The sequence below is a fragment of the Tropicimonas sp. IMCC34011 genome (genome assembly GCF_003390865.1).
GTDB lineage: Bacteria > Pseudomonadota > Alphaproteobacteria > Rhodobacterales > Rhodobacteraceae > Tropicimonas_B.
Genome location: NZ_QMEJ01000001.1, coordinates 185,212 through 203,923 on the forward strand (window position 1 = coordinate 185,212; position 18,712 = coordinate 203,923).

17 protein-coding genes are annotated in these 18,712 nt (G+C 66.7%); 12 read left to right on the forward strand and 5 right to left on the reverse strand.

Features of this window, described 5'->3' with window-relative positions; translation table 11 throughout:
• Window positions 1-92: 92 nt before the first annotated feature.
• Complete coding sequence (locus DQG15_RS00845) at window positions 93-1,619, forward strand: trimethylamine methyltransferase family protein (protein ID WP_116081987.1); 1,527 nt, start codon at window positions 93-95, stop codon at window positions 1,617-1,619.
• A 40-nt stretch (window positions 1,620-1,659) separates the two neighbouring features.
• On the opposite strand, the gene DQG15_RS00850 is transcribed toward DQG15_RS00845, so the two are convergent.
• Window positions 1,660-1,986, reverse strand: coding sequence for a DUF6477 family protein (locus tag DQG15_RS00850; RefSeq protein ID WP_116081989.1), 327 nt, complete (start codon window positions 1,984-1,986; stop codon window positions 1,660-1,662).
• Window positions 1,987-2,200: 214 nt separating this feature from the next.
• Between DQG15_RS00850 and DQG15_RS00855 the strand changes: the two genes are divergently transcribed.
• A complete protein-coding gene (locus DQG15_RS00855; RefSeq protein WP_116081990.1) occupies window positions 2,201-3,361 on the forward strand; it encodes a DUF6456 domain-containing protein in 1,161 nt (386 codons plus the stop codon).
• A gap of 22 nt (window positions 3,362-3,383) precedes the next feature.
• Here the strand turns inward: DQG15_RS00855 and DQG15_RS00860 are convergent, their stop codons facing one another.
• On the reverse strand, window positions 3,384-3,863 hold the full coding sequence (locus DQG15_RS00860) for a GNAT family N-acetyltransferase (protein WP_157968846.1): 480 nt from the start codon (window positions 3,861-3,863) through the stop codon (window positions 3,384-3,386).
• Between the two features lie 83 nt (window positions 3,864-3,946).
• Entirely contained in the window at window positions 3,947-6,739 is a 2,793-nt protein-coding gene (gene acnA, locus DQG15_RS00865; protein ID WP_116081993.1) for an aconitate hydratase AcnA, read from the reverse strand.
• 244 nt (window positions 6,740-6,983) lie between these two features.
• On the opposite strand from acnA, the gene DQG15_RS00870 reads away from it, so the two are divergent.
• The 8 genes from DQG15_RS00870 (at window position 6,984) to lpxB (ending at window position 14,627) form a co-directional block, all read left to right on the forward strand.
• Window positions 6,984-7,700 carry a thioredoxin family protein gene (locus tag DQG15_RS00870; protein ID WP_232830654.1) on the forward strand — a complete coding sequence of 239 codons (717 nt, stop codon included), beginning with the start codon at window positions 6,984-6,986 and terminating at the stop codon, window positions 7,698-7,700.
• Between the two features lie 143 nt (window positions 7,701-7,843).
• Entirely contained in the window at window positions 7,844-7,972 is a 129-nt protein-coding gene (locus DQG15_RS18700) for a hypothetical protein (RefSeq protein WP_255415074.1), read from the forward strand.
• A gap of 281 nt (window positions 7,973-8,253) precedes the next feature.
• A complete protein-coding gene (bamA, locus tag DQG15_RS00875) occupies window positions 8,254-10,644 on the forward strand; it encodes an outer membrane protein assembly factor BamA (protein WP_232830655.1) in 2,391 nt (796 codons plus the stop codon).
• Window positions 10,644-11,336 carry an OmpH family outer membrane protein gene (locus DQG15_RS00880; protein WP_116081995.1) on the forward strand — a complete coding sequence of 231 codons (693 nt, stop codon included), beginning with the start codon at window positions 10,644-10,646 and terminating at the stop codon, window positions 11,334-11,336. Before bamA ends, DQG15_RS00880 begins: the two co-directional genes overlap by 1 nt.
• Window positions 11,337-11,401: 65 nt before the next feature.
• The gene (gene fabZ, locus DQG15_RS00885; RefSeq protein WP_116081996.1) at window positions 11,402-11,884 is read left to right on the forward strand and encodes a 3-hydroxyacyl-ACP dehydratase FabZ; all 483 of its coding nucleotides are present in this window, start codon (window positions 11,402-11,404) and stop codon (window positions 11,882-11,884) included.
• A 3-nt stretch (window positions 11,885-11,887) separates the two neighbouring features.
• Window positions 11,888-12,685, forward strand: a complete 798-nt coding sequence (gene lpxA, locus DQG15_RS00890) for an acyl-ACP--UDP-N-acetylglucosamine O-acyltransferase (protein WP_116081998.1) — start codon at window positions 11,888-11,890, stop codon at window positions 12,683-12,685.
• Window positions 12,682-13,485, forward strand: a complete 804-nt coding sequence (locus DQG15_RS00895; protein WP_116082000.1) for an LpxI family protein — start codon at window positions 12,682-12,684, stop codon at window positions 13,483-13,485. The genes lpxA and DQG15_RS00895 overlap by 4 nt, the downstream gene beginning before the upstream one ends.
• Window positions 13,482-14,627 (forward strand): lipid-A-disaccharide synthase, encoded by a 1,146-nt coding sequence (gene lpxB / locus DQG15_RS00900; protein ID WP_116082002.1) that lies wholly within the window; start codon window positions 13,482-13,484, stop codon window positions 14,625-14,627. The genes DQG15_RS00895 and lpxB overlap by 4 nt, the downstream gene beginning before the upstream one ends.
• A gap of 41 nt (window positions 14,628-14,668) precedes the next feature.
• Here lpxB and DQG15_RS00905 read toward each other — a convergent pair whose 3' ends face one another.
• The gene (locus tag DQG15_RS00905) at window positions 14,669-15,739 is read right to left on the reverse strand and encodes a flagellar motor switch protein FliG (protein ID WP_232830656.1); all 1,071 of its coding nucleotides are present in this window, start codon (window positions 15,737-15,739) and stop codon (window positions 14,669-14,671) included.
• 168 nt (window positions 15,740-15,907) lie between these two features.
• Window positions 15,908-17,215, reverse strand: coding sequence for an adenylosuccinate lyase (gene purB / locus DQG15_RS00910; RefSeq protein ID WP_116082003.1), 1,308 nt, complete (start codon window positions 17,213-17,215; stop codon window positions 15,908-15,910).
• Window positions 17,216-17,308: 93 nt separating this feature from the next.
• Here purB and DQG15_RS00915 point away from each other — a divergent pair, with 93 nt between their 5' ends.
• Both DQG15_RS00915 and DQG15_RS00920 read left to right on the forward strand, forming a co-directional pair.
• A complete protein-coding gene (locus tag DQG15_RS00915; protein ID WP_116082005.1) occupies window positions 17,309-17,713 on the forward strand; it encodes a DUF6314 family protein in 405 nt (134 codons plus the stop codon).
• Window positions 17,714-17,844: 131 nt separating this feature from the next.
• A complete protein-coding gene (locus DQG15_RS00920) occupies window positions 17,845-18,480 on the forward strand; it encodes a biotin transporter BioY (RefSeq protein ID WP_116083650.1) in 636 nt (211 codons plus the stop codon).
• The last annotated feature ends 232 nt before the right edge of the window (window positions 18,481-18,712 follow it).

Consider the following 18,712-nt stretch of genomic DNA (forward strand, 5'->3'; position numbering starts at 1 on the left):
GCTTTTCCGCGCGGCGGCGGCGCAAACGCTCCAAATGCAGCCTGCCGCCTAGGTTAGGAACGAAGTCGACCGAGGCCAAGGAGGCGCAGCCCATGTCCGAGACCGCAACGCGCCGCAGGGGCGGCGGAGGCGCGGCACGCCGCGCCGAGCGCACGGCCGTGCGTTTCGACTGCGCAGGCTACATCACGCGCAAGGTCCCGGATCTGGACTACCACCCCGAAGAGGCGCTCGCGGTCATCGAGGCGAATGCCGACACGGTCCTCCAGGAGATCGGCGTCGTCTTCTCCGAGAACCCGAAGGCCCTCGAGCGCTGGCGCGACGCAGGTGCGGACGTGCAGGGCGAGCGGGTGCGCATCCCGAAGGGCCTGGCGCGCAAGCTGTGCGAGACGGCGCCGGGGGAATTCGAGCAGATCGCGCGCAATCCGGATCGGAACGTGCGGATCGGCGGTCGAAATCTCGTTCTGGCGCCGGTCTACGGACCGCCCTTCGTGCGGGACGGCCATGGCGGCCGGCGCTACGCGACGATGGAGGATTTCCGCACCTTCGTGAAGCTTGGCTACATGTCCAAGTGGCTGCATCATTCGGGCGGGACGGTCTGCGAGCCGACCGACATCCCGGTGGCCGAGCGGCATCTGGACATGCTGATGGCGCATATCACGCTGTCGGACAAACCCTTCATGGGATCGGTCACGGACCCGTCGCGCGCGGCGGATTCGGTGGCCATGGCGGACATCCTCTTCGGCGGGCTGAACGGGCGGACGGCGATGACGTCCCTCGTCAACATCAACTCCCCGCTGACCTTCGACGCCACGATGATGGGCGCGCTCGAAACCTATGCCGAGGCGATGCAGGCCTGCATCGTCTCCCCGTTCATCGTCGGCGGCGCGATGGCGCCCGTCTCCACCATCGGCACGCTGACGCAGGTCCTCGCCGAGGTGATGGCCGGGGTCGCCTATTCGCAGCTCGTGAAGCCCGGCGCGCCGGTGATCTTCGGCGCCTTCGTGACGTCGATCGACATGAACTCGGGCGCGCCCACCTTCGGCACCCCCGAGGCCGCGCAGGTGACCTATGGGGCGGGGCAGCTCGCCCGGCGCCTTGGCCTGCCGTTCCGCTCGGCCGGAGGCTTCACCGGCTCCAAGCTGCCGGACGCGCAGGCCGGCTACGAGAGTGCCAACTCGCTGAACATGGGTCTGCTGTCGGGTGTGAACTTCATGCTCCACGCCTGCGGATGGCTGGAAGGCGGGCTCGTTGCGAGTCCGGAGAAATTCATCATGGACGCCGACCAGCTCGGGACGCTCCACAAGCTCGCAGCCGGCGCGCCGCACGACGAGGGGGCGCAGGCGATGGACGCGCTGCGCGAGGTGGGGCCGGGAGGCCATTACCTCGGCTGCGCCCATACCCAGGCCAACTACCGCGACGCCTTCTGGCGCACCGAGGTTCTGGACTACAAACCGTTCGAGACCTGGGACGAGGAAGGCGGACGGGACACGATGGCCCTCGCCACCGCGCGCCTCGAGAAGATGATGGGCGATTACGTGGCGCCGCCACTCGATGCGGCGCTGGCCGAGGAACTCGAGAGCTTCGTCGCCCGGCGCCGCGGAGAGCTCGCCGAGAGCTGAAAAGGTCCGGCCGAGCGCGAACTGCCCGGCCGCCTCACTATCAGATCGCGCCGGCTCGCTCCTGCGGGCTTGCAGTGGAATGCGGCGGGGTCCGGCCCATGAGCCGGGCCTCCGCGGTGAGCGCGATCATCACGTCGACATGGCGCAGGGGCGAGTAGGCCGCGTCTCGGCGGCAGCGCACCTCTTCAAGCACAGCTTCCTCGGCAAGAAGCCGACCGAGCGCGGCTTCGGAGCCGGGCACGTCTTCCTCGCCAAACAGGCGCGGCAGGTCGCGGCGGCGATCATAGTCCTCCGCGCCGATCCGCGCGGCCCTCACGAGAAGGGTCGGGCGGCGGAGCGTGGCGATGGCGTCGGGCAGCGTGGTCATGGTCGTTCTCCCCAGGGACAGACACACGCATAGGCTGTTCCGATTTTTGGCGACGTTGCGCGCCCGGCGGGGGAACCGCACGGACGCACAATGAAAAGTTTGCAAAATGCGAACAAATTTCTCCTCAAGGCGCTAAAGTTCCTATAATGGAAACAGTCACCCTGAAGTTGAATCACTGGGGTCAGGGCGCGCCAGCGGGGAGAAAGGAGCCGGCATGAGCTGCACTGACGAGATCCGGTCCCATCAGCCAAGCCCCGCCTGGGTGCCGCCGGCGGCGTGCGAATATCTTGCGCATACCGAGACGGGCCTGCCGATCCGCGCCCTGGCGCGGCAGCTCGGCTGCCATCCGTCCACGGTGATGCGGCGGATCCGGCGCTACGAGCTGCGCCGGGACGATCCGCTGGTGGACGAAGCGCTCACGTATCTGGGGGCGCTCTGCTGCGCTCCCGCAACGGCGGTGTCCCGGGCTGACACCGGGACCGAGACTGACGAACCTGTGGGGAGACGTAACATGACCATCCTGTTCAAGCCCGAGGCGAAACTCTGCGACGAGGTGACCTTGCAGAAGGAGGGCTGCCGTATCCTGCGACGCCTGACGGAGACCGGGGCCGTCCTCGTCGTCGCGGATGGCATGGAGAGGGCCGCGGTGCTGCGCCAGGGAAGCGACGGGCAGACGACGCGGATCGCAACGCTGGACCGCTCCGTTGCGCAGGCCTTCGCGCTCAAGGACTGGATCTCGATGGTGCAGGACGGGAAGGTCACGACCTACCGCGTCACCCATGCCGGACGCTCCGCGCTCAAGAGGATGCTGGCCGGTGCCGAGCGCGCCCGGCCGGGACTGGCAGAGGCGCAGACCCCGTTCGCCGCGCAGCACGGGGACTGGTCCGAAACCGACATCGAGGAAGAGGACAGCCCGGGCAAGCGCCGCCGGGTGCGCTACAACATGGCCGAGAGCCCCGTCGTTGCGCTGTCCCGGCGGCGGGACAAGGACGGCACCCCGTTTCTTGCGCCGGAACTCGTGGCCGCCGCGGAGCGCCTTCGCGAGGATTTCGAGCTGGCGCAGATGGGGCCGCGCGTGACGCAGAACTGGGAGCGGTTCCTGACCGCCGGCGTCCGCGGCGGCCCGGGTCATGCAGAGCAGGCGAACGGTCCGCAGGGCGCGCGGGAGCGCGTGGCGCTGGCGCTGAGGGATCTGGGGCCGGGCCTCGGGGACATGGCGCTGCGCTGCTGCTGCTTTCTGGAGGGGCTGGAGGCGACGGAGAAGCGCATGAACTGGTCGGCCCGGTCCGGCAAGATCGTGCTTCGGATCGCCCTGATGCGCCTCGCCCGGCATTACGAGGACACCTACGGCAAGGGCGGTGCACTGATCGGGTGACCGGGGGCAAGGAGGGAGCCGTTCAGCCGCCCTCCGCCAGGAGCTCTTCCATGCGGAAGCGCGTCAGCTCCACGCCCCGGCGCTCCACCGTTTCCTCGGCGACCACGCGCCAGCCGTTCGCCTCGAAGAAGGGGCGGGCGGCCTTGCTTGCGAAGGTCCGGAGTGGCGAGACGCCATGTTCCGCCGCCCAGGCCTCGCAGGCTTTCAGCAAGGTTCGGCCGACGCCCTTTCCGGCGCAGGAGGGCATGACGAAGGCCAGATCGACGAGACCGTCTCCGTCGATCGTCATCAGGCCGACGGTTTCCCCGCCCTCCACGGCGACGAAGCCCGTCTGAGTGGCAAGGCGCGCCTTCCAGTGATCCAGGTCGATGGTGTCTCCCGCCCAGGCTCTTCGCTGTTCAGACGTGTAATGCGCACGCGTTCCTTCGTGGATCGCGCAGAAGAAGATCCGCCCGGCATCGGCGTAGTCTGCGGGTGCAAGCGGCCTGATCCTGACATCCAATTCTGCTCTCCGTTTCGATGTTGGAAACAAAAAGGGTGCGGCCTGAACCGCACCCTTTTCATCGTTTCTCGACGTCGTCCGGCTCAGGCGGCAGACGCGTTCGCGGCGAGGCTGCGCAGGACATAGTGAAGGACGCCGCCGTTCTTGACGTAGTCGATCTCGACTTCCGTATCGATCCGGCACTTCACGTCGATCTCCTTCTCCGTCCCGTCGGGATAGGTGATCCGGGCCTTCAGCATCGCTGCCGGCTTCAGATCGGGATCGGAGAGGCCCTCGATATCGAAGGTCTCGTCGCCGGTCAGGTTCAGCGACGAGCGAGTGTCGCCTCCGGTGAACTCGAACGGGACGACGCCCATGCCGACGAGATTGGAGCGGTGGATACGCTCGAAGCTCTCGGCGATGACCGCCTTCACGCCCAGAAGCGCGGTGCCCTTGGCCGCCCAGTCACGGGAGGAGCCGGCGCCGTACTGCTCGCCGGCGACGATCACGAGCGGGATGCCCTGCTCCTGATAGGCCATCGCCGCATCGTAGATCGGCATCTGCTCGCCGTCCGGCCCCTTGGTGAAGCCGCCTTCGACGCCGTCCAGCATCTCGTTGCGGATACGGATGTTGGCGAAGGTGCCCCGCATCATCACCTCGTGGTTGCCGCGCCGCGAGCCGAAGGAGTTGAACTCCCGCGGGGCGACCTGGCGATCGGTAAGGTATTTGCCCGCCGGGGTGTTTTCCTTGAAGGAGCCCGCCGGGGAGATGTGGTCCGTGGTGACCATGTCGCCGAGGATCGCCATGACGCGGGCGCCCTTGACGTCATCGATGGTGCCGGCTTCCGGGCTCATGTCCTGGAAGTAGGGCGGGTTCTGGACGTAGGTCGACGTGGACGGCCAGTCATAGGTCAGGTTGTCCGTGGTCTCGACCGAGCGCCACTTCTCGTCGCCCTTGAAGACGTCGGCATACTTCTCCTGGAAGCTTTCCCGCGTCACCGTCTTCTCGACGAGGTCCGCGATCTCCTGCTGGCTCGGCCAGAGGTCCTTCAGGAAGACGTCCTTGCCGTTCTGATCCTGACCGATGGGCTCCCGCGTGATGTCGATGTTCATGTCACCGATGAGCGCGTAGAGCACCACGAGCGGCGGGGAGGCGAGGTAGTTCGCCCGCACGTCGGGGCTGATCCGGCCCTCGAAGTTGCGGTTGCCGGACAGGACGGAGACCGCGATCAGGTCGTTGTCGTTGATCGACTTGCTGATCTCGGGCTCCAGCGGACCGGAATTGCCGATGCAGGTCGTGCAGCCGTAGCCGACGAGGTTGAAGCCGAGCGCATCGAGATCCTCCTGCAGACCGGCGGCCTCCAGATAGGCGGAGACGACCTGCGAGCCGGGGGCGAGGGACGTCTTAACCCAGGGCTTGCGGTTCAGGCCCATTTCCCGCGCCTTGCGCGCCACGAGGCCCGCGCCGATCATGACGTACGGGTTCGAGGTGTTGGTGCAGGAGGTGATCGAGGCGATCACGATCGAGCCGTCGTGGAGCTGATAGTGCCCGTCTTCGGTCTGCACGAAACCGCGCTTGTGATGACCTTCGTCGCCCGGGATGTCCTGCGGTTCGGGGGAGCCGCCTTCGCCTTCCCAGCGGACCTCGGAGCGCTCGGAGGTGTCCTTGCCCTCGCGCTGACCGCGGATGTACTCGTGGAACGCCGTCGCGGCACCGTCGAGCGCGATGTGATCCTGCGGACGCTTGGGACCGGAAATGGCCGGCACGACGGTGTCCATGTCGAGCTCGAGCGTGTCGGTATAGACCGGCTCGTAACCCGGCTCCCGCCACATGCCCTGCGCCTTGGCGTAGGCTTCGACGAGCGCGATGGTGTCCTTGTCGCGGCCGGTCTGCTCGAGGTAGCGCAGCGTGACCTGGTCAATCGGGAAGAAGCCGCAGGTGGCGCCGTATTCGGGGGCCATGTTGCCGATGGTGGCGCGGTCCGCCAGCGGAACGGTGTCGAGGCCGTCGCCGTAGAATTCGACGAACTTGCCGACCACGCCCTTCTCGCGCAGCATCTTCACCACGCGCAGAACGAGGTCCGTCGCGGTGGTGCCTTCGCGCATCTTGCCGGTCAGCTTGAAGCCGATGACCTCGGGGATGAGCATGGAGATCGGCTGGCCGAGCATGGCCGCCTCGGCCTCGATGCCGCCGACGCCCCAGCCAAGAACGGCCGCGCCGTTGACCATGGTGGTGTGGCTGTCGGTTCCGACGAGGGTGTCGGGGTAGGCGACGAGCTTGCCGTCCTGATCCTTGTCCGACCAGACGGTCTTGGCGAGATATTCGAGGTTCACCTGGTGGCAGATGCCGGTGCCCGGCGGAACGACCCGGAAGTTGTCGAACGCCTTCTGACCCCACTTGAGGAAGGTGTAGCGCTCGATGTTCCGCTCGTACTCGCGGTCGACGTTCATCTGGAAGGCGCGCGGGTTGCCGAACTCGTCGATCATCACCGAGTGGTCGATCACGAGGTCGACCGGGCTGAGCGGGTTGATCTGCTCGGCGTCGCCGCCGAGGCCCACGATACCGTCACGCATGGCGGCGAGGTCGACCACGGCCGGAACGCCGGTGAAGTCCTGCATCAGCACGCGGGCGGGGCGATAATTGATCTCACGGCTCGATTTGCCGCCGTTATCGGCCCATTCGGAGAAGGCCCTGATATCGTCCTCGGAGGCGGTGCGGCCGCCATCCTCGAAGCGCAGGATGTTCTCCAGCACGACCTTCAGGGCGGAGGGAAGGCGCTTGAACTTGCCGAGCCCCGCTTCTTCGGCCGCGGGGATGGAGTAGTAATCGTAGGATGTACCAGCGGCGTCCAGCGTCTTGCGGGTCTTCGCGTTATCCTTGCCGACATTAATTGTCATGGGGGGCTGCCTTCCTCTGCCAAGGGGTTGCTCGCCGCCGTCAATGTAACACGCGGCAGCGCTGTTCAAGGGTCCTATACGCGGGATACCTCGAAGTGTATACCGTGGTATGCATGATTTTGCCCGGCCGGCTGCGTGACTCGCGCAACAGCTCGCAAACCATCGCAGAACCTTGATTGGCCGGCTCCGGCCCGTCAGGACTAGGAAGAGGGCCTGATACCGAAGCCGCGGGACGCATACCAACATGGCACTTCCCAGACGACGCCTGATCGCATCGGCGCTCGCCGCAGCGATGACGGTTCTGCCATCCCTGTCGCCCGCGGACGAGTCGCGTGTTCTGGTCGAACTCTACACGTCCCAGGGCTGCGCGTCCTGCCCGCCGGCGGACGAGCTTCTGCACCGGCTGGCGGGTCAGGAGGACGTTCTCGCCCTGTCCCTTCACGTCGATTACTGGGACTATATCGGCTGGAAGGACAGCTTCGCGAGCCCGGCCTTCACGGCGCGGCAGAAGGACTATGCCCGCGCCGCCAGCTCGCGCAGTATCTACACGCCCCAGATGATCGTGGACGGAGCCGAGCATATCGTCGGCTCCCGTCCGATGGAGGTCGCCGGCGCGATCGAACGCCGCCGCGCCGCACAGGATCTCGATATCGGCGCGACCCGCAGCGGCTCCGATCTGCGGATCGCGGCTCCGGTGCCGGAAAGTGGCGTCGTGCCGGGGCCCTACGATATTCACCTCGTCACGTGGACGCCGCAGGAAACGGTCGATATCGCCCGCGGCGAGAATAGCGGGATGAGCATCACCTACACCAATATCGTGACCTCCTGGACCACGCTGGAGCAATGGCAGGGCGACGCGCCGCTGTCTCTCGATGTGGCGGCGCCGGAGGGGGCGCATGCGGCGGTGATCGTTCAGGTGGCCGGCCACGGCGCCGTCGTCGGTATCGCCGAGCTCGACTGATCCCGAAGGGCAGGGCGCCCTCCATCCCCCGCGCGTCATCCTCCTGCCACATTTGAGCCGCAAACGAGATCCAGCCTGTGAAGGCAGTTACCGTCCTTCAGGTAAACGCGATGTTGTCCCGATCCATCCGGTCTCGCTCGGCAATGACCCTCGTCGAGCTCGATTGGGACCTCGCGGTCTATCTGGTCGTCGTCGCGGCAGCGATCGGCGCCGCAGCGGGCCTTCAGCTGCTGATCTTAGACACCGGCGCGTCTCCCTCGTCCGTCGGTTGAGCGGGAGGGCAGGGCGGGACGAGACCGTCTCCCGCCTTCGCCTCGCTCTGCCTCCCGCTGGAGGGGCGTCCGCCGTCGGGCGCCCCTTTCCCCGTCGATGCCGATGGACGAACTGCGCCGCGCCAGCCTCCCCCCGACATCGCGCTCAGTGCAGGGCCCGCCATGCCCGGGCCGGCGATCCTCCGCTGCCGTCCCATCGAGGGCTTTCCAGTTTTGACAAGGCCAGCGCTTGCCGGTAGCTAGAGCGCAAATAATGACGATGCCTTCGGGGGGCAGTGGCTATGATTGATCCGGCTCGGACGGATACGGGGCGCGTGGCCCCCTTCTCCATGATGCGCAAGCACTGGTCCCGTCTCTCATCGACCTGCGCGGTCGCTTGCCTGACGGTGTCGCTCGCCGTGACACCGGCCGGCGCGCAGAGCTACCAGTTCAGCACCATCGACGTTCAGGGCAACGAGCGTGTGGATGACGCGACCGTCGCCTCCTATACCGGCATCGGCCGGGGCCAGACGGTCAGCGGCGGCGCGCTCAACGATGCCTACCAGGCGCTCCTGCAAAGCGGCCTCTTCGAGAGCGTCGATCTCGTCCCGCAGGGATCGACCCTCGTGATTCGGGTTCAGGAATGGCCCACGATCAACGTCATCTCCTTCGAGGGTAACCGCCGGATCGACGACGAGCAGCTTGGCGCGATCGTCGAGTCCCAGACCCGCCGTGTCTTCAGCCCCGCCCAGGCCGAGCGGGACGCAGCCGCCATTGCGGAGGGCTACCGCCAGTCCGGCCGCCTCGCGGCATCCGTCGAGCCGCGCGTCATCCGCCGGGAGAACAACCGCGTCGACCTCGTCTTCGAGATCACCGAGGGCCGCGTCTCCGAGATCGAGCGGATCTCCTTCGTCGGCAACGATGACTTTTCCGACCGTCGCCTTCGCCGCGTTCTCGGCACCAAGCAGGCGGGGCTCTTCCGCCGCCTCGTGCAGCGCGACACGCTCGTCGAGGAGCGCCTCGCGTTCGACCAGCAGGTCCTGCGCGATTTCTACCTCTCCCGCGGCTATGTCGACTTCCGCATCCTGTCCCTCAACAACGAGGTGACACGGGATCGCGGCGCGGTTCTCACGACCTACAACATCCAGGAAGGCCAGCAATTCCGCGTCGGCGGCGTGTCCGTGTCGTCCGAGATCGAGGGCCTGGACACGTCCGGCTTCCGCGAGGCTGTCCGGCTCAAATCCGGCGTGGTCTATTCCCCGGCGCAGATCGAGAACGACATCGCCCGGCTCGAGACGCTCGCCTCCCGGCAGGGTCTAAACTTCATCCGCGTCGACCCGCGCATCACCCGCAACGACCGCGACCTGACGCTCAACGTCGAGTACGCGATCACCCGCGGCGAGCGCATCTTCGTCGAGCGGATCGATATCGAGGGCAACACCACGACCCTCGACCGGGTCATCCGGCGGCAGTTCGACACCGTCGAAGGCGATCCGTTCAATCCGCGCGAGATCCGCGAGGCCGCCGAACGGATCCGCGCCCTCGGCTTCTTCGCCAACGCCAATGTCGAGGCCCGCGAGGGCACGTCGGCCGACCAGGTAATCGTGGATGTCGACGTCGAGGAACAGCCCACCGGCTCGCTGGGCTTCGGTGCGAGCTACTCCACCAACAGCGGCGTCGGGTTCAACATCTCCTTCGCCGAGCGCAACTTCCTCGGACGCGGGCAGTCGCTTTCGGTCGATCTGAACACCACCGGCGCCACCCGCGCCTTCGGCTTCGACTTCAGCGAACCGGCCTTTCTCGGCCGTGACGTCGCCGCGGGCGTCTCCGCCTTCTACCGCGAGAGCGACAACGACAACGCCCGGTACAACACGCGCCGGGCCTCGTTCTCGCCCTCGCTGAGCTTCCCGGTGTCGCTGAGCACCCGCCTCGGCGTCCGCTTCGGTGTGGATTACGGCGAGGTCTTCGGCGTCGATCAGGGGTTCCCCGAGGATAGCGACGATCCGAACGACACCGGCTCCTCCGCCGTCCTGCGGGCGGAAGAGGACCTCGGAGAGCAATACGCCTTCTCGCTCGGCTACACGGTGGCCTACAGCAATCAGCGCGTCAGCCTCGATCCCAACATGCTCTACCAGCTGCGCTTCAGCCAGGATTTCGGCGTGCGCGACGAGGCGACCTTCATCAAGACGGAAATGCTGGCCCGCGCGCGCAAGGCGTTCCCGAATCCTGACGTCAACCTCCTCGCCGAGTTCGAGGCCGGCGTTCTGGCCTACGAGGGTGGCGACAGCCGGATCATCGATCGCTTCACGCTGAACGGAAAGATGCGTGGCTTCGAGCCGAACGGCGTCGGCCCGCGCGATCTGAACGTGTCCAACGAGGATGCGCTCGGCGGCAACATTTACGCCGTCGCCCGCTTCGAGGCCGACTTCCCGCTCGGATTGCCGGAGGAATACGGCATCGCAGGCGGCGTCTTCGCCGATGTCGGCTCCGTCTGGAGCCTCGACAATACCGGCGGCGGTCCCAACGGCGACCAGGAGATCGACGACGGCTTCTCGCTGCGCTCCGCGGCCGGTGTCGCGCTCTTCTGGGACACGCCCATCGGTCCGCTTCGGTTCAACTTCTCCCGGCCGATCCAGATGGAGGATTACGACGAGGAGCAGAACTTCGAGCTGACCGTCTCGACCCGGTTCTGATGGCTCGGCGCCTGACAGCGGGGGCGGCCCTCGTGGTCGCCGCGAGCCTTCCCCTCGCTGCCGCCGCGCAGGAGGGGGAGGCCGCCATTCCCCGCCCGCAGCAGGGACCGGTGCAGGATCCGACCGTCGTCATCGCGCCCTTCCTGACCCTCGATCAGGACCAGCTCTTCGACGAGTCCCTCTACGGCCAACGCATCGAGGCGGAGATCGAAGACGCCTCCGCGGCCCTGGCCGAGGAAAATCGCGAGATCGAGGAGGAGCTGACCGCCGAGGAGCAGCGCCTGACCGAGCTGCGAAGCGAGCTTGAAGCGGACGAGTTCCGGCGCCTTGCCGATGCCTTTGACGCGAAGGTCGTCGACCTGCGGCGCCAGCAGGACACCAAGACCAGAACGCTGCAGGCGCGGCGCGATCAGGAGCGGCAGGCGTTCCTGCAGCGCATCCTGCCGGTCCTGTCCGAGCTCGTGCGCGAAAGCGGCGCCGTCGCCATCCTCGACAGCCGCGCCGTTTTCCTCTCCTCGGAAAGCATCGACGTCACGGACGCAGCACGCCGACGCATCGACAGCGATCTCGGCGACGGCTCGGACCTGCCGCCCGTGACAGGCAATGGTCCGCAGAGCGGCGACAGCCTCGATCCCCCGCCGCAAGCGGAGGAGCCCTCCGGCATCGGGCTGCCCGCACCATCCGCGGACTGACCGCGACTTGCCGCGCCCGCGGTCCGGGTGCTAGTCAAGGCGCGGCCGATCCCAAGGAGCGAGTGATGGACCCCCAAACGACGCGCGAGGCCGATCTCGCTCTCATCCAGCGGATCATTCCGCACCGCTATCCCTTCCTGCTGGTGGACAAGGTGCGGGACATCGTTCCGAACGAAACGGCCGTCGGCATCAAGAACGTGACCTTCAACGAGCCGCACTTTCAGGGACACTTCCCCGGCGCCCCGATCATGCCCGGCGTCACGATCATCGAGGCGCTCGCGCAGACCGCCGCAATCATGGTCGGCGTTTCCCTGGATCTCGCGGACAAGAACATGCTTGTCTACTTCATGGCGATCGACAAGGCGAAGTTCCGCCGCAAGGTCGTCCCCGGCGACGTGCTGGAGCTTGCGGTCACCGTAAAGCGCGGCGGCGGCAAGGTCTGGAAGTTCGAGGGCCGCGCGACGGTCGAGGGCGAAATGGCAGCCGAAGCCGAGTTCACCGCGATGATGGACATGCCCAAGGCGGACGCCGCCGACGCGGAGGCCTGATCCTTGGCGATTGACCCGACCGCCCGCATCCACCCGCTGGCCGCCGTCGAGGACGGGGCCGAAATCGGCCCGGGCGCCACGGTCGGCCCCTTCGCCGTGATCGGCGGGAAGGTCACCCTCGGCGCGAATGTCGAGATCCGCAGCCATGCCATCGTCACCGGGCGCACCAGCATCGGCGATGGCACGGTCGTCTTTTCCTTCGCCGTTCTGGGGGAGATCCCGCAGGATCTGAAGTTCGCCGGCGAGGATACGGAGCTGCGCATCGGTGCGCGCTGCCGCATCCGCGAGCATGTCACGATGAACACAGGCACGGCCGGCGGCGGCGGTCTGACCTCGGTCGGCGATGACGGCCTCTTCATGGCCGGCAGCCATGTCGCTCATGATTGCCTGGTCGGCAACAACATCATCATGGCGAACAATTCCGCCCTCGCCGGGCATTGCGTGGTGGAGGACGAGGTCATCATCGGCGGTCTCTCCGGCATCCACCAGTTCGTGCGTCTCGGCCGCGGTGCGATCATCGGCGCGGTCTCCATGGTCACGCATGACGTCATCCCCTTCGGCCTCGTGCAGGCGCCCCGCGGACGGCTCGATGGCCTGAACCTCGTCGGCCTGAAGCGGCGCGGCGTTCCGCGGGAGGACATCACTGCCCTTCGTGCCGCCTACCAAATGCTGGCGCAGGGCGAGGGCGCATTCCAGGAGCGGGCCCGCCGCCTCGGCGATGAGACGGACAGCGACTACGTCCGCCAGATCGTCGAGTTCGTCACCGGCGCGTCGGACCGGTCTTACCTCAAGCCCGAATGACGGTCGCGCTGGTCGCCGGGTCGGGGCGCCTCCCGGCGATCCTTCAGGCGCGGCTGGGACCGGAGGCCCTGCTCTGCTCGGTCGAGGGCGTTGCCGCCGGATTGGACCGCGCGCCCGACATGGTCTTCCGCCTCGAGACGATGGGCTCCGCCATGGCCGAGATGGGGGCGCGCGGGGCAACCCGGGTCTGTCTCGCCGGCGCCATGCGCCGACCGGCCATCGATCGAAGCGCTATCGACGAGGTCAGTCGCCCGATCTTGGAGCGCCTTCTGCCGGAATTGGGGAAGGGTGACGATGCCGCCCTCCGGGCCGTTCTGTCCGCGTTCGAGGCGGCGGGCCTGACCCCGATCGCGGCGCATGAGATTGCACCGGATCTCCTGCCTCCGGCCGGTTGCCCGACACGCGCCACGCCGGGCCCGGACATCGAGGCCGACCGCGTCCGAGCCGCGGGAATCGTCAGAGCGCTCGGTGCCTCTGATCTCGGACAATCCTGCGTGGTTGCCGGAGGGCAGGTACTTGCAGTCGAGGCCGCTCCCGGCACGGATTGGATGCTGGACACCCTCGCCGGCGAGGTTCCGGGGCGACCGGACGGAGCGCGAGGGCTTCTCTGGAAGGCGCCGAAGCCGGGCCAGGATTTGCGCGCGGACATGCCGGCAATCGGTCCCGAGACTGTAACGCGCGCGTCGGCGGCCGGTCTCGCCGGGATCGCGGTCCAGAGCGGCGGCGTCCTGGTGCTCGATCTGCCCGAAGTCATCGCCCGCGCCGACGCTGCCGGTCTCTTCTTCTGGGTCGCCCCATGACGCATGTCTTCGTCATTGCCGGCGAAGCGTCCGGGGATACGCTCGGCGCAGGCCTCATTGCCGGGTTGCGGGCTCGCGATCCCTCCCTCGTCGTTTCGGGCGTCGGTGGGCCGAAGATGGCGGCCGAGGGCCTGACGTCGCTCTTCGACATGGACGATCTGTCCGTCATGGGGCTGGCCGAGGTGCTCGCGCGATATCCGCTTCTGAGACGGCGCCTGAACCAGACGATTGCGGCCGGGATAGAGGCCGCACCCGATGTAGTGATCGGGATCGACAGTCCGGATTTCTGCCTGCGCGCCTATCGCGGAATACGCGCGGCGCGTCCGGAGCAGCGGATCGTACATTATGTCGCTCCGTCCGTATGGGCATGGCGCCCGGGGCGGGCGCGAAAGATGGCCCGCGATGTCGACCAGGTTCTCGCGCTTTTGCCGTTCGAGCCGCCCTACATGGAAGCGGCCGGAATGGAGTGCGACGTCGTCGGTCATCCTGCCGCACGCGCGCCGGTGGCCTCGAAAGAAGCCGCGGAGGCATTCAGGGCGCGGCATGACATCGATGGCCCCCTTTTGACGGTCCTTCCCGGCAGCCGGACGTCCGAGATCACGCGGCTCGCAGAACCGTTTGGGGAAGCGTTGAAGGCGCTCGGGCGTAGGGGGCTCCGCGTGGTTGTCCCGGTGGCCCCGGGCAAGGACGCCGAGGTCGCCCGGGCGACAAGCGACTGGCCGGGCAACCCGATTCTTCTTCCGCCGAACGAGGTCGAGGATCGGCGGGCTGCGCTCGTGGCATCCGACGTGGCCCTCGCAGCGTCTGGAACGGTGTCGCTCGAACTCGCCCGGGCAGGGCTGCCGATTGTCATCGCGTATGACATGGCACCGCTCAGTCGCTGGATCATATCGCGGATGCTGCAGGTGGATACGGTGACGCTGGTCAATCTGGTGTCCGAAAGCCGCGTCGTTCCAGAGTTCATCGGTAAGAATTGCCGGCCAGCCGGAATCGCGGGGGCGCTGGCGCACCTGCTCGATGATGCCAAGGCCCGCGAAGCGCAACTGGATGTCATGGCGCTGACCATGGAACGGCTCGGGGCGAACGGGCCGCCACCCGGGGACCGCGCGGCCGAGGCGGTGCTGCGCCGGCTCGCGGATTGACCGTCGCGGCACCGCTAAGCCTGGCACGGGGCAGGCCATGATCATTCTTCTGCCAGAAGGAGGATCTCGCTGGCGTCAATCAACTCGCGAATGGACGAGATGACGGCCGTGATCGCTTCCTCGCCGTCGTCAACGCTAATGGGCCCCTGCTCCTCGATCTCCTCCCTCAGACTGTCCGCCATCCGTTTGGACATGTTGTTGAGAAGGAAATCACGCGACGGCTCCAGCGGGCCGACGGCATAGGCGAGGGCCTTCAGAAGAACGGCGGGCTCTATGACGCGCACCACTTTCGGAACATCCCGCGGATCGATCCGCGCGGGGATGTTGGAGAAGGTGAAGATCGCCTTTCGGACTTCCGCGGCGAACTCTGAATCGGTTTCGTCCAGCCACTCCAGAACCTCGTCCCGCGTCGCTGCGCGGGAGGAGTTGAGGATCGCGCCCACGCGTTCGACGGGGCGGGTGTCGAAAGCGGTGGCGGGCTCCGCATCGAGCTGCTGGGCGAGGGAGAGACCGATACGCCGAACGGTTTCGGGGGCGACACGTCCCGTGCGCGATATCGCGTAGGACAGCCGCCGGGCCCGTTCTCCGGGCAATTCGCCGAGGAGGATCGCGGCGCGAGCGACATCCAGCTTGGACAGAAGGACAGCTCCGACCTCGACACCCTCGTCCTCGAGGACGTGCAGGAGGCGTTCGTTGTCGAGCCCGGCGATCCGTAGCCAGGGGTCGCCCTTGGCCGCGACGCCGGATTCGCGGCGCAGTCGGGAGATCGTTGCCGGGCTTATATGTCCGTCGAGGAGATCGAGGGCATCGGCGAGTCCCTCGGGGAAGGTGAGGCCGACGCGGCTCAGAACCTCGCAGAACTCTGCGGCCACGTCCTCCACCACGTCCTTTTCGACCAGCCCCATCGATGCGATCTGCTGAGCGAGGGAGACCTGCAGACCCTCCGCGAGATCTTCGAGGGAGAGGGCCGCGTCACCTTCGATCATGAGCCGCACGACGATGGCGGCTTTCTGTTTCCGGGTCAGGTGATCGCCCGCACCGGTACGGGCCGGGAGCGGCGCGTCCACGCCCGGAGAGATGTCGCCAAGGGGCATGGCCAGGGGCATGGCCATGGGGATCGCCAAAGGTTGCAGGTCGTTCGGCACGCGCCGTCGCTCCGGGTCAGATCTCAAACGAGAGCCTGACTTAGCGACGGCGCCTTAATGCGCGGTTACGGCCAGCGGAGGAAAGGTCGTAAGCTCAGAGGCAGGACCTCAACTCCATATCGCAAAACGATAAATTCAGCTTTCCCCGAAAACACGGCGGAAGATCGTATCGACATGCTTGGTATGGTGGCCGAGGTCGAAGACCGCCTCGATGCCGTCCGCGCCGAGGGCGTCCGTCACTTCAGCGTCGGCGAGCAATTCCTCTTTGAAGTCAGCACCCTGTTCCCAGACCTTCATGGCATTTCGCTGCACCATGGAATAGGCGCCCTCGCGGGTGACGCCCGCCTGCGTCAGGGCGAGGAGCACACGTTGGGAATGGACGAGGCCGCGAAACTTGTTGAGATTCGCCATCATGTTGTCGGGATAGACCACGAGGTTCTCGATCACGCCGGTAAGCCGCGCGAGCGCGAAATCGAGGTGGATCGTCGCATCCGGACCGATGCCACGCTCAACGGAGGAATGAGAAATATCTCTTTCGTGCCATAGCGTTACGTTCTCGAGCGCTGGTGTCACGGCGGACCGGACGAGGCGTGCGAGACCGGTCAGGTTTTCCGTCAGGACAGGGTTGCGCTTGTGCGGCATAGCCGAGGAGCCCTTCTGGCCCTTCGAGAAGAACTCTTCCGCTTCAAGGACTTCCGTGCGCTGCATGTGACGGATCTCGGTCGACACATTCTCGATCGAGGAGGCGATGACGCCGAGGGTCGCGAAGAACATGGCGTGGCGGTCGCGCGGGATGACCTGAGTGCTGATCGGTTCGGGAACGAGCCCCAGCTTGGCGCAGACATGCTCTTCGACGGATGGATCGATATTGGCGAAGGTCCCGACGGCGCCGGAGATCGCGCCGGTTGCGACCTCCTCGCGGGCGCGCAGGAGGCGCTCCCTGCCTCGCGCCATCTCGGCATAGAAGCGGGCGAAGGTGAGGCCCATCGTGGTGGGCTCGGCATGGATACCGTGGGAGCGGCCGATACGGACCGTATCCTTGTGCTCCATCGCACGTTTCTTCAGCGCTTCCAGAAGCCCGTCCATGTCGGCGATGAGAATGTCGGCAGCGCGGACGAGCTGGACGTTCAGCGTCGTGTCGAGCACGTCGGACGAGGTCATGCCCTGGTGCACGAACCGGGCCTGATCCTCTCCGACGATCTCGGACAGGTGCGTGAGGAAGGCGATGACGTCGTGCTTGGTGACGCGTTCGATCTCGTCGATCCGGGCGACGTCGAACTCGGTGCCTTCGGCGGTCCAGACAGCCTCGGCGCTCTCTTTCGGAATGACGCCGAGAGCGGCCTGTGCGTCGCAGGCATGGGCCTCGATCTCGAACCAGATGCGGAACTTGGTTTCGGGCGACCAGATGGCTGTCATCTCGGGGCGGGAGTAGCGGGGGATCATCGTCGGCGCCTTTCTGAGGCTGGCTTTTGGGCTTTCGCACGGGGCGGCTCGTCCTTAGCCTCGGCTCCTCGTGGCGGCAAGGTGCGGGGGACGATGCCGGAGCTGGCGAAGTTTGAGGGGCGCTGGTCCCTGGACCGGTCCATCGAGGACCGGCGAGCGGGCCAGACGGGCCAGTTCGAGGGCGACGCCGTGTTCGGTGCGGCGCCGGACGGTTTGATCTATCGCGAAGCCGGTTTGTTGAAGCTGGGGCAGGGGCCTGCAATGCGGGCGGAGCGGCGGTATGTCTGGCGGGAGGCGGGCGGAGGGATCGCGGTGGCCTTCGAGGACGGTCGGCCGTTTCACCGGTTCTCAGACACCTCGCCGGAGGACGTACATCTTTGCGGTTCCGACAGGTACGAGGTCGCGTACGATTTTTCCGGCTGGCCCCGCTGGACCGCGACCTGGACCGTTTCGGGACCTGCGAAGGATTACACGATGACCAGTCGGTACATGCGCTGAGCGGCGCAATATTCGCCCCTTACGCGATGTGATCGATGGAGATCCGCAGCCGCACCTGCCGCTTCGCCTTGAACGAAGCGCCGCTTTGCGACAAAGCTGGACCACCGAGAGGATTGCCTGGGAGAATGAGCATGGCATTGGCGATGACCGGCCGGATGACACTGGCCGAATCGATTGGGCCGCTTGAAGGCCGCGAGGCGCAGACGAAGAACGTGCTCCTTGTCGCGGCAGGGATCGTCCTTCTGACGGTCGCGGCGCAGATCAAGCTGCCGGTGCCGCCCTCCCCGGTGGCGGTGAACCTTGGAACGTTTGCCGTTCTGACCATCGGCGCCGCCTACGGGCCGCGCCTCGGCCTGACCACCATCCTGCTTTACATGGCGATCGGTGCGCTCGGCTTCGACATCTTCCAGAGCTCGACCGCCGAGATGAACGGCCTGAGCTACATGATGGGCACGACCGGCGGTTATCTCGTGGGCTACGTGCTCGCGGTCGGCGCGATGGGGCTTCTGGCCCGTCGCGGCTGGGACCGCTCGCCCCTGAAGATGGTCGGCGCGATGCTGATCGGGAACGCCGTGATCTACCTGCCCGGCCTCGCATGGCTCGCTTTCCTGATCGCGGGCGGGATGCACCAGCCGGAGGTCTACGGCTCGGTCTTCAACCAGGCGCTGGCCTGGGGTGCGCTGCCGTTCCTCGTCGGGGACGCGATGAAGCTGGCTCTCGCCGCGCTTCTGGTGCCTGCTGCCTGGAAACTTCTCGGTCGCAAGTAACGCAGATCGAAAATATGGACGACCAAAGCGCCCGCCGGGTTTCCGGCGGGCGCTTTCACGTTCGAAAAGGGCAGGCGGGAGCCGCTCATTCCTTGCATCTTCCGGCGCTTCTCCAGAAAGTCGCCGGCGACGGCGGCTCTGCCCCTTCTGTCGCGTTCCGAGGCTTTTCCGGGCGCCCCGATTGCGCTAACGGCTCCATCTCGTGACGCCGGCAGCCCGGTGGACGGAGCCC